This window comes from Lishizhenia sp., assembly GCF_033720595.1.
In the GTDB taxonomy this organism is placed as follows: Bacteria; Bacteroidota; Bacteroidia; order Flavobacteriales_D; family Crocinitomicaceae; genus Lishizhenia.
The window spans coordinates 1-8,613 of sequence record NZ_JAWWCF010000132.1 but is presented as its reverse complement, the minus strand read 5'-3'; the positions used below and the strand labels follow the sequence as shown (position 1 = coordinate 8,613).

The following is an 8,613-nucleotide window of genomic DNA, read 5'->3' as shown; positions in this document are numbered from 1 at the left end:
ATTGTGGATGAACAAAAGACAAATTTCTTTGGTCCAATCAAGGAAGCTATTGCAGAAAAGTATGGAAAAGAATTTTCTGCTTATGTGCTTTCAAATACCATGATCAGTCAAATTGCTTTGCAAAAAACAGATGATTTGTTGGAGTATAAGAAAGAGATCATCAATGAAGAGGCGGCTAAATTAGGATTTACCAAAAGACTGTAAAGAAATGGGGAGAATAAGACCTATTTGTATAAGTATTGCGGGTTTCGATCCGAGTGGAGGAGCAGGAGTTTTAGCCGATATCAAGAGTTTTGAGCAATTGAAGACCCTGGGTTTAGCGGTACAAACCTGTAATACCCTTCAGGTAGAAGATTACTTCGAAAAGGTAATTTGGACGCCGCAAGAGGTGATTTTGAGTCAGCTAGAATTGTTACTGAAACGCTATACACCTGCTGCCATAAAAATTGGATTGATAGAAAATAGCGAAGTATTAATTGCTGTTTTATCGAAAATAAAAGAATATCATCCGCAGGTACCCATTGTTTGGGACCCGGTGTTACAACCTAGTTTTAACCAAGGAGAGGTTATGGATGAAGCGCGTTTTCAGATGAACTTGCAAAAAATTATTGATGCGGTAGATATTCTTACTCCCAATGCACCTGAATACGTGCGTTTAAATTTAAAGGAAACCTCTACAAAAAAGCTGTATGTGAAGGGAGGTCATACAGAAGAAGTATTGGGGTCTGATTTTAAACAAAAAGAAGGAAGAGATTTCTTAGTTACCGCTAAAGGCGTGAAATCATTAAACGCTCAAGGTAAAGGTTTTATACCCAAGCATGGTACAGGTTGTATGTTAAGCAGTGCTTTGGCAGCATACATTGCCAGAGGATTTGATTTTCACAAAGCCAGTGTACGTGCTAAAGCTTATGTTTATAAAAGAGCAAGTTCTAATGCCAGTTTATTGGCTTATCACAACAACGGATAAGATGAAAAAAATAGCCAATTTAAGTTTAGGAATATGTGGAGCAAGTATAGCCTTGCCTCGGTTGTTTATCCTTTTTGCAGGAGAAGAGAATACGCTTCTAAATGTTTTTCCGTGGGGCGGACTCATCCTAATTTCTGGAATTTTAGGTGTCTCTCTGCATCTTTGGGAAGGACGAAAGGAAGGTGTGAAATTCGGTTTTCAGAGCCTGATTCTGTTTTTAAGTTTACTCTTGTTGTTTGTAGGATTTGCAGGTTTGGAATTTCAATGGGAAAACGCTAAATTCATTTTGTTTATCGGCGTACTTACCTTGGGTATTTGGCTGGTATTCCCCAACAACAAAAAAGAAGAAGAATGATATTTAACCGACTGAGTTTATTGTGTTTTGCAGTGTCTTTTATAGCCATGGCTCTTATATTTACACGCTATTCAGTTTTTGGTTTGAGTTTCCAAGGTATTTTGCGTTATGGAGTGATTTACGTGGGTATGTTGGGGTTTGTGTTTTCTATATTGTCGATTTACTTTGATAAAAAGCGCAAGGCAAATACCCAAAAGCAAAAAGGTCTAGTTTTTTACATCGGAGCAGGAATTGTAATGCTAGGTGTTGTGTTTAGAATTATGCATTGGCCCCTGGCTACAGCACTGATTTTAGCCGGACTAGTAATTTCATTATTAGCCACTTTTTTAGGGAAGTTACAACAGACTAAACCCGAGAATGACGATCTTCTCGATAGTTAGGATTCGCTTTGGTACAACCTTTGATTCTTAGAAGGAAAAAGTACCATGAAAAAATTTATACCCTTATTTAGTTTACTCCTTCTATTTTCTTGTACCCAAAAGGTAGAAGAAGACGAATATGTTTATTTGGTGTTTAGAGATGCCAACAATGAAATACTCGTTTCTGAAGAGGCGAAAGTTACTGAGCATACGAATAAGATTTTTCTCATTAAAACGGGAAGTAATAATCAACTCAATTACCTTGAAAAGGAGGATGGTAAATGGGTAGGAGAAATAGAAATTTACCGACAAAATTCGGGGTACTATTATTTTGATGTAGAGCTCGAAGGAAAGGCTGTGGGTAGAACCATCATGGAAGGAAGTTTTACGGGTCAAGTGGATGAGTTACTCAATGATAACTATACGGGTGAAAGCTATACTATTGATGGAACACTGGAAATAAAAGACTAAAAAAAGACGCTTCGTTGGAGGCGTCTTTTTTTGTTTTAATATTTAAAGGATAAACTTACACCTATAAATCGTCTTTGGATAAGCATTAGCATACTTCCTTTATCAAAAGTAATTTGGTCACTTAGGTTCGGATCTTCACTAATTAGTGTTTCTTGGTAAGAATAATTATAGGGTAAATCTTGGATAAATTTGGTTTGGTAAAACACGCCTAAATACAATTGTTTTGTTAATGCGTAGCTTATGTTGAGTTGTAATTGCGGATAAAATTTCCTGATGAATGTACTATACAATTTCACATCGGTTTCATAAAAGTCGCCGGTTTTTTCATTGAAATAATTTGCTGTATGACTGTTGAATTTATTGAACGTTGTTAGGTAACTAAGTTGAAACACAGGTTCAATAAGCAGTTTGTTTTTAAGTAAATACCACTCCTTGCTGAAACCAACTTTTAACTTGTGTCTGTTTAATGTGAATTCTTGAAAATGAGCATATCCTGAGTGATGAACCAGATTGTAATTGAAGGTTTGTTTCCCAGTGTTTAATCCTATATGCATGAAGAAATTACCTTTGTCTATTACTTTTCGTTTGTAGTTTACCCCTATACCTCGATCACTTTTTAAACTCAAAAACAATTTAGTGCTGTACTTTTCATCATAAGTGAAGTCAAAATTTGATTTCTTAGGAAAGGTAGATTCAGTATATATTAAAATTTCATGATTTGAATTTTTCGGATTGAATTCTTCTTGACCGTAAGACTTGAGAAATGCAAATAGTGCGCAAAGCACGAGTGTTGTGTTTTTCATGGTTAGGTAATTATTTGGCTGCAAAAATAAAAATCTTTTGAGCTTATCAGTAGGGAGTAGGGATAAAGAATCAAACAGGGGGTGGAGTGTTAGCTTTACCGCATGTGAGATTAGGAGTTGTTGCTTTATGGGTACGACCAGCGGAAGTGCATAGAAAGCTTACAACTGCTTTGAGAACAGGTGGTGAACTTTAGCGGAAGACCCGGTTAGCGCAGCGGGTTTGCCCACGACTTTTTACGCAAGCTCATATAAATGAGCATAATTCCAAAAAGCATAAAGAAGTTATAGAAGAGATCTTCTGCGGGTATGCTTCCTATTCTGGGGCCCATAATGTGTGCTTCGTTATACCAAACCACGGGTGCTTCTGTAAAAAAACCTGTAAGGATGCCGTTGACCACTAAAAAGGGGAGTATAGCCACCATAAAGGCGATAGAAAACTTAGGGTACCAGCTGGGTGTTTTTGCGAAATAGAATACAGCGTTTAATACTCCAGAACCGATGAGGGCACTACTGGTGTACCAATTTTCTAGGTGTGCAAAGCCTAAAAATAGCGCTGTGAAGGAGAAGGAGATAGAGAATATATAGCCGAATTGGTGTGGGTTCATGGTTGGGAAATAGGCTTCTATACAGGCGAAAATGAAGATGCAAGCATAGGGCACTGTAAAGAAAAAGAGAACTTCCTCAAGTGGGAGGTGTCCCAAATAAATACCTGAAAGATATTCTGGATTAAACCCCCAAATTCCATTTTGCGTGAAGTATTCATCCCACAATAAAAAAAACGTTCCCACTAAAAGTAATGCGGGGAATAATGCTTTCCAATGTTTGTAAAATGCGACCTTTTTATCGAAGGACAAAAAGAACGGGCCGACTAATGTGAGAAGGTTGATCCAGAGGTATAGACTCATGATTTAGCTTTTTTTATGGCGAAAGACCTTTTGGCTTCCTTGTAATATTTTAAGGGAACAATGAGCATACCGAAACATTCACCATGTTCTTTCCCCAAATGCTTGTGGTGAACTTTGTGTGCTTTTCTAATGGCCATAAAATAAGGGTGGTCTATGTTACGCAGCCACTTAAATCTACGGTGTATGTATACGTCATGGAAAAGGAAGTAGGCGAAACCATAAGCAGCAATACCATATCCTATCCAAACAGCGATGTAATTGTCATTCATCATTCCAAGCATGATGCACAGCCAAGACGGTATGGCATAAATAAGAAAGAAAAAATCATTTTTCTCGAAAAATCCGGGCTCTACTTGGTGATGGTCTTTATGGAAATACCAACCTAAACCATGCATCACATATTTATGTGTAGCCCATGCCATGAATTCCATGACGAAAAATGTTGCAATTAAAAGAAAGGGTCCCCACCAATACATTGTGCTAAAGCTTTAAAGTAAACATAAAAAAAACAGACTAAGAATGCAGAACAAACCTACTGCAACTTTGTTCTTTTCTGCCAATCCTAAGGTAAAATATCCGAAGTGTAATACCAAAGAAATGAAGAACCAAGATAGGTAGTTAAAGGAGGGGATGTCTCCTTCCCACATCCAATATTCATTCGCAATTGCAACGGGTTCTATCAATAAATCTAATGCTGTCATCAAAGCTGCAGAGGCAATTGCTTTGAGGAGGATAGGCCAATTGGTAAAGGCTAAAATTGAAGTGCTACCCATGGTTAGAACTAACCAATTGATGCCGATAATAAGGGGTACATCCCAGATTTTTACGCCCAGGTTTTCTCCATAACTGTAGTTGCCAAATAAATGACCGGTGTGTACGCCTATCCATTCGGCTACCATTCCAGTTAAGACAATGGTGAAGGCGTAGATATAGAATTTTCGGCTGTGATTTTTTCTTCCTAACAACAACACCACAAAAGCTAAGCTTAAGTTCAAAAAGCTCAATTTTAGAAAGTCTTGTCGCATTTCACTCTGTAGTCCAATTAAACCCACTGTGTGGAAGATGAGCAAGATGCCGAGTAAAATACCTGTCTTATATCGTTGAAGTTGCTGTATCATAACCTTGTTTCTAACACCTAACATATGGTATTGTTCTCGAAAATACGCATAGAAAATCGTATTGGATCAATGGAAGAAAAAAATGCTTGAAATATTTTGAATTTAGGAATACAAGATTGCTTCGTTCTTCTTATTTTAAAGCAAAAAAATAGATGAAAGGAAAAGTCACGGGGTTAGGAGGAGTCTTTATAAAATGTAAAGATCCTAAAGCGATGCGTAATTTTTATGAAGAGTGTTTAGGGATGACCACGAATGATTACGGCGTAGGTTTTGAGTTTGTTAGAGAGCAAGGAGGTTCGGGCTTTTTACAACTAGGAACTTTTGAGGAGGATTCTACCTACTTCGGTGAACCCAAACAAAAAGCGATGTTGAATTTTAGAGTGGATAATTTGGAAGCATTGCTTGAAGGACTCAAAGAAAAGGGAGTAAAGGTTGTAAACGAATTAGAAGATTTTGAATACGGAAAATTCATACATATTCTGGATGTAGACGGAAATCGAGTGGAATTGTGGGAGCCGAAAGATGCTTTTTTTGGCGGAGATGGAAGTCCAAAGCAAAAAATGAATTGATTGCCGCGATGAAGTTGTAACAAATTGGCGGTTTAGCAGTCTCACCGTTAGGTGAAACAAATAAATCGCCGATAACCAAAATAAATCATTTATGAACAACCACTTTAAATTACTGGCTTTGGCCGGATTCTTAAGTTCTTGCATAACTATCAATTTTCAGATTGAAGGGATTACATCAGATTATCAGTACTTATCGTATGAGGAAAAAACCAAAGTGAAGAAATTGAGCACCTTTGAGGAAGCAAAAGCCGGGAATGTTTATGAGATTACCGGTATGGAACTTCGAAAAGAGCTAAAGAAAAACGATTCTTCTATCGTACATTTTTTCGTGAATAAATGTAAGAGCAGTCATTGCTATCCCATGAGTACTTATGGAAACTACATTGATGAATCAGGGCAAAACGTATACTTGATTATGCTTACATATGCCGATTTGGATTATTCTTTGAACCAAGAACCGGAATTTCCTTTATACGCCGTGAATGCCAAATACTATGAGGAAAGAAAGACAAGAAAATACAGGGAATTATTTGTCCAAGATTTACTGCAAGAAGATTATCAAGACGCTATTCAGTACAAAACATTTTTCTTTAACAACGATAGTCTGGTAAAAGTTCAGAATGACATCTTCGAAGATTAAAGAACTTGTGCTAACGTCCTGTTCTTTACCCTATAAAGTTTTAAAACTCAATTCCTTTTGAAATAATAGGGCTTTCCTTATCTTTGCATCCATATTAAAATAGATAAACAACTATAAATGAGCAACACAACTGAAAAATTAGCTTATAAAGTTAAAGATATAAGTTTAGCCGAGTACGGTAGAAGAGAGATTAGATTAGCTGAAGCAGAGATGCCAGGTTTAATGTCTTTAAGAAAAGAGTACGGAGCATCTAAGCCACTAGCAGGAGCAAGAATCGCAGGATGTTTACACATGACGATTCAAACTGCTGTTTTGATTGAAACATTGGTAGAATTAGGAGCTGACGTTACTTGGTCTTCTTGTAACATTTTCTCTACACAAGATCACGCTGCTGCTGCAATCGCTGCTGCAGGAATTCCAGTTTTCGCATGGAAAGGAATGAACGAAGAAGAGTTTGACTGGTGTATAGAACAAACTTTATTTGCATTCGAAGGTGGTCAGCCATTAAACATGATTTTGGATGACGGTGGAGATTTAACAAACATGGTGTTTGATCGTTTCCCAGAGTTAACAAAAGATATCAAAGGTTTATCTGAAGAAACAACTACAGGAGTTCACCGTTTGTACGAAAGAATGAAAAACGGAACTTTAGTTATGCCAGCAATCAACGTGAATGATTCTGTAACTAAGTCTAAATTCGATAACAAATACGGATGTAAAGAATCATTAGTAGATGCTATCCGTAGAGCTACAGATACTATGATGGCAGGTAAAGTTGCTGTTGTTGCTGGTTACGGTGACGTAGGTAAAGGTTCTGCTGCTTCTTTAAGAGGTGCTGGAGCAAGAGTTATCGTTACTGAAATTGATCCAATTTGTGCTTTACAAGCTGCAATGGACGGATTTGAAGTGAAGAAAATGGATTCAGTAGTAGGAAACGTTGATATCGTTGTAACAACTACTGGTAACAAAGACATCGTTCAAGGGAAACACTTTGAAATGATGAAGGATAAGACAATCGTTTGTAACATCGGTCACTTCGATAACGAAATCGACGTAGCTTACTTAAACGAGAACTACGGTGATACTAAAGTTGAAATCAAACCACAGGTTGACTTATACAACGTGAAAGGAAATGATATCATCTTATTGGCTGAAGGTCGTTTAGTAAACTTAGGATGTGCAACAGGTCACCCATCATTTGTAATGTCTAATTCATTTACAAACCAAGTATTGGCGCAATTAGAATTGTGGAACAATGCAGATGCATACAAAAACGAAGTATACATGTTGCCGAAGCACTTGGATGAGAAAGTAGCTGCTTTACACCTTGCTAAAATTGGTGTTGAGTTAGAAACTTTAACAGAAGAACAAGCAAAATACATCGGAGTAGAGGTAGCTGGACCATACAAACCAGAGCACTACAGATACTAAGAAGTAAATTCAATATTACTGGAAACGGAACTCGAAAGGGTTCCGTTTTTTTGTTAAATGCAAGAGGGTTTGATGGTTTGAAAGTTTGACGGTTTGATGGTTTGTCCATCGAGACTTCGACTATCGCTTACTTCGGTTGTCGTTCAGTACACCGCATTGCACAGCTCCTTATCAGGAACCTCAGTTTTACTGTTCTTTAAATTTTTAAATATGGACGTAGTCCATGCTTAAATCTTTAAATTTTCTTCAAGAACTCTATTGTAACCTTTTCTTTTCTTCGTACTTATATCCTAAAACCACTTCTTATGAAAAAAATAATTGTACCAGCCCTTGCCGCTGTGCTAGCTCTAAGTTCTTTTTCTTTGTTTAAGAGAAATTCTCCTTTACCAGATCTTATTGAAGACACCTATTCCTTTATACCTGAATTATCAGAAGGAAATGTATTGAATGGATTTGGAATAAGTAAAACGGAGGTTACCAATGGTGAATACAATGCCTATTTAGCGCATTTGAAATCAACCGGAAATACCATTGAGCTAAATAAAGCAATTAGAGATTCTAGCTTATGGATAAAGACCAATGATTTATCCAAGGACATGATGAAGTTGTATGGTAATCATCCTGCGTACAAAAGATATCCTGTTGTAACCATTTCAAAGGAGGGAATGGAAGGGTATTGTAGTTACTTGCAAAACCAATTAAATACAGCAGATAAAGATTATACCTATAGTGTTAAATTACCAACGAGACAGCAATGGCTGAAGGCTGCAAATGGTGGTGATACTGAAGCCGTGTATGCATGGCAAGGAAGCTATTTGAGAAATGCTCAAGGTGCGTATTTGTGTAATTTTACGGCCATTGGTCCAGAGTGTATTAGTAGGGATGAAAACGGAAATCCTATTATCGTTCCGATGAAAAAAGGAGAACGTTTTTTAGATGGTGCAGATTTAATGGCATTATCGCAATCTTATTACCCAAGTTCTTATGGGGTATAT

Annotated in this window: 13 protein-coding genes; 9 read left to right on the top strand and 4 right to left on the bottom strand. The window is 37.2% G+C overall.

The genetic code is table 11. From position 1 onward, the window contains the following. The 5 genes from R3333_RS09980 to R3333_RS09960 all read left to right on the top strand — a co-directional run. A partial coding sequence (locus R3333_RS09980) for a hypothetical protein (protein ID WP_318958649.1) occupies window positions 1-204 on the top strand: 204 nt, incomplete at its 5' end. A gap of 4 nt (window positions 205-208) precedes the next feature. Beyond that, on the top strand, window positions 209-967 hold the full coding sequence (locus R3333_RS09975) for a hydroxymethylpyrimidine/phosphomethylpyrimidine kinase (RefSeq protein ID WP_318958648.1): 759 nt from the start codon (window positions 209-211) through the stop codon (window positions 965-967). Between the two features lies 1 nt (window position 968). Next, window positions 969-1,322 (top strand): hypothetical protein, encoded by a 354-nt coding sequence (locus R3333_RS09970; RefSeq protein WP_318958647.1) that lies wholly within the window; start codon window positions 969-971, stop codon window positions 1,320-1,322. Further along, window positions 1,319-1,702 (top strand): GldL-related protein, encoded by a 384-nt coding sequence (locus tag R3333_RS09965; protein ID WP_318958646.1) that lies wholly within the window; start codon window positions 1,319-1,321, stop codon window positions 1,700-1,702. Before R3333_RS09970 ends, R3333_RS09965 begins: the two co-directional genes overlap by 4 nt. Window positions 1,703-1,747: 45 nt before the next feature. Further along, window positions 1,748-2,152: a hypothetical protein gene (locus tag R3333_RS09960; protein WP_318958645.1), complete on the top strand. Its 405-nt coding sequence runs from the start codon at window positions 1,748-1,750 to the stop codon at window positions 2,150-2,152. Between the two features lie 35 nt (window positions 2,153-2,187). On the opposite strand, the gene R3333_RS09955 is transcribed toward R3333_RS09960, so the two are convergent. From R3333_RS09955 to R3333_RS09940, 4 genes are all read right to left on the bottom strand, one after another. After that, window positions 2,188-2,955, bottom strand: a complete 768-nt coding sequence (locus R3333_RS09955) for a hypothetical protein (protein WP_318958644.1) — start codon at window positions 2,953-2,955, stop codon at window positions 2,188-2,190. Window positions 2,956-3,161: 206 nt separating this feature from the next. Continuing rightward, window positions 3,162-3,860, bottom strand: coding sequence for a lycopene cyclase domain-containing protein (locus R3333_RS09950; protein WP_318958643.1), 699 nt, complete (start codon window positions 3,858-3,860; stop codon window positions 3,162-3,164). Continuing rightward, complete coding sequence (locus tag R3333_RS09945; protein WP_318958642.1) at window positions 3,857-4,291, bottom strand: sterol desaturase family protein; 435 nt, start codon at window positions 4,289-4,291, stop codon at window positions 3,857-3,859. The genes R3333_RS09950 and R3333_RS09945 overlap by 4 nt, the downstream gene beginning before the upstream one ends. Before the next feature lie 57 nt (window positions 4,292-4,348). After that, window positions 4,349-4,978: a carotenoid biosynthesis protein gene (locus R3333_RS09940; RefSeq protein ID WP_318958641.1), complete on the bottom strand. Its 630-nt coding sequence runs from the start codon at window positions 4,976-4,978 to the stop codon at window positions 4,349-4,351. A 152-nt stretch (window positions 4,979-5,130) separates the two neighbouring features. Between R3333_RS09940 and R3333_RS09935 the strand changes: the two genes are divergently transcribed. The 4 genes from R3333_RS09935 to R3333_RS09920 all read left to right on the top strand — a co-directional run. Next, window positions 5,131-5,547 (top strand): VOC family protein, encoded by a 417-nt coding sequence (locus R3333_RS09935; protein WP_318958640.1) that lies wholly within the window; start codon window positions 5,131-5,133, stop codon window positions 5,545-5,547. Between the two features lie 91 nt (window positions 5,548-5,638). After that, window positions 5,639-6,187 carry a hypothetical protein gene (locus R3333_RS09930; RefSeq protein WP_318958639.1) on the top strand — a complete coding sequence of 183 codons (549 nt, stop codon included), beginning with the start codon at window positions 5,639-5,641 and terminating at the stop codon, window positions 6,185-6,187. Window positions 6,188-6,304: 117 nt separating this feature from the next. After that, the gene (gene ahcY / locus R3333_RS09925) at window positions 6,305-7,618 is read left to right on the top strand and encodes an adenosylhomocysteinase (RefSeq protein ID WP_318958638.1); all 1,314 of its coding nucleotides are present in this window, start codon (window positions 6,305-6,307) and stop codon (window positions 7,616-7,618) included. Between the two features lie 305 nt (window positions 7,619-7,923). After that, window positions 7,924-8,613, top strand: a 690-nt coding sequence (locus tag R3333_RS09920; RefSeq protein ID WP_318958637.1) for an SUMF1/EgtB/PvdO family nonheme iron enzyme, incomplete at its 3' end; no start/stop codon positions are given.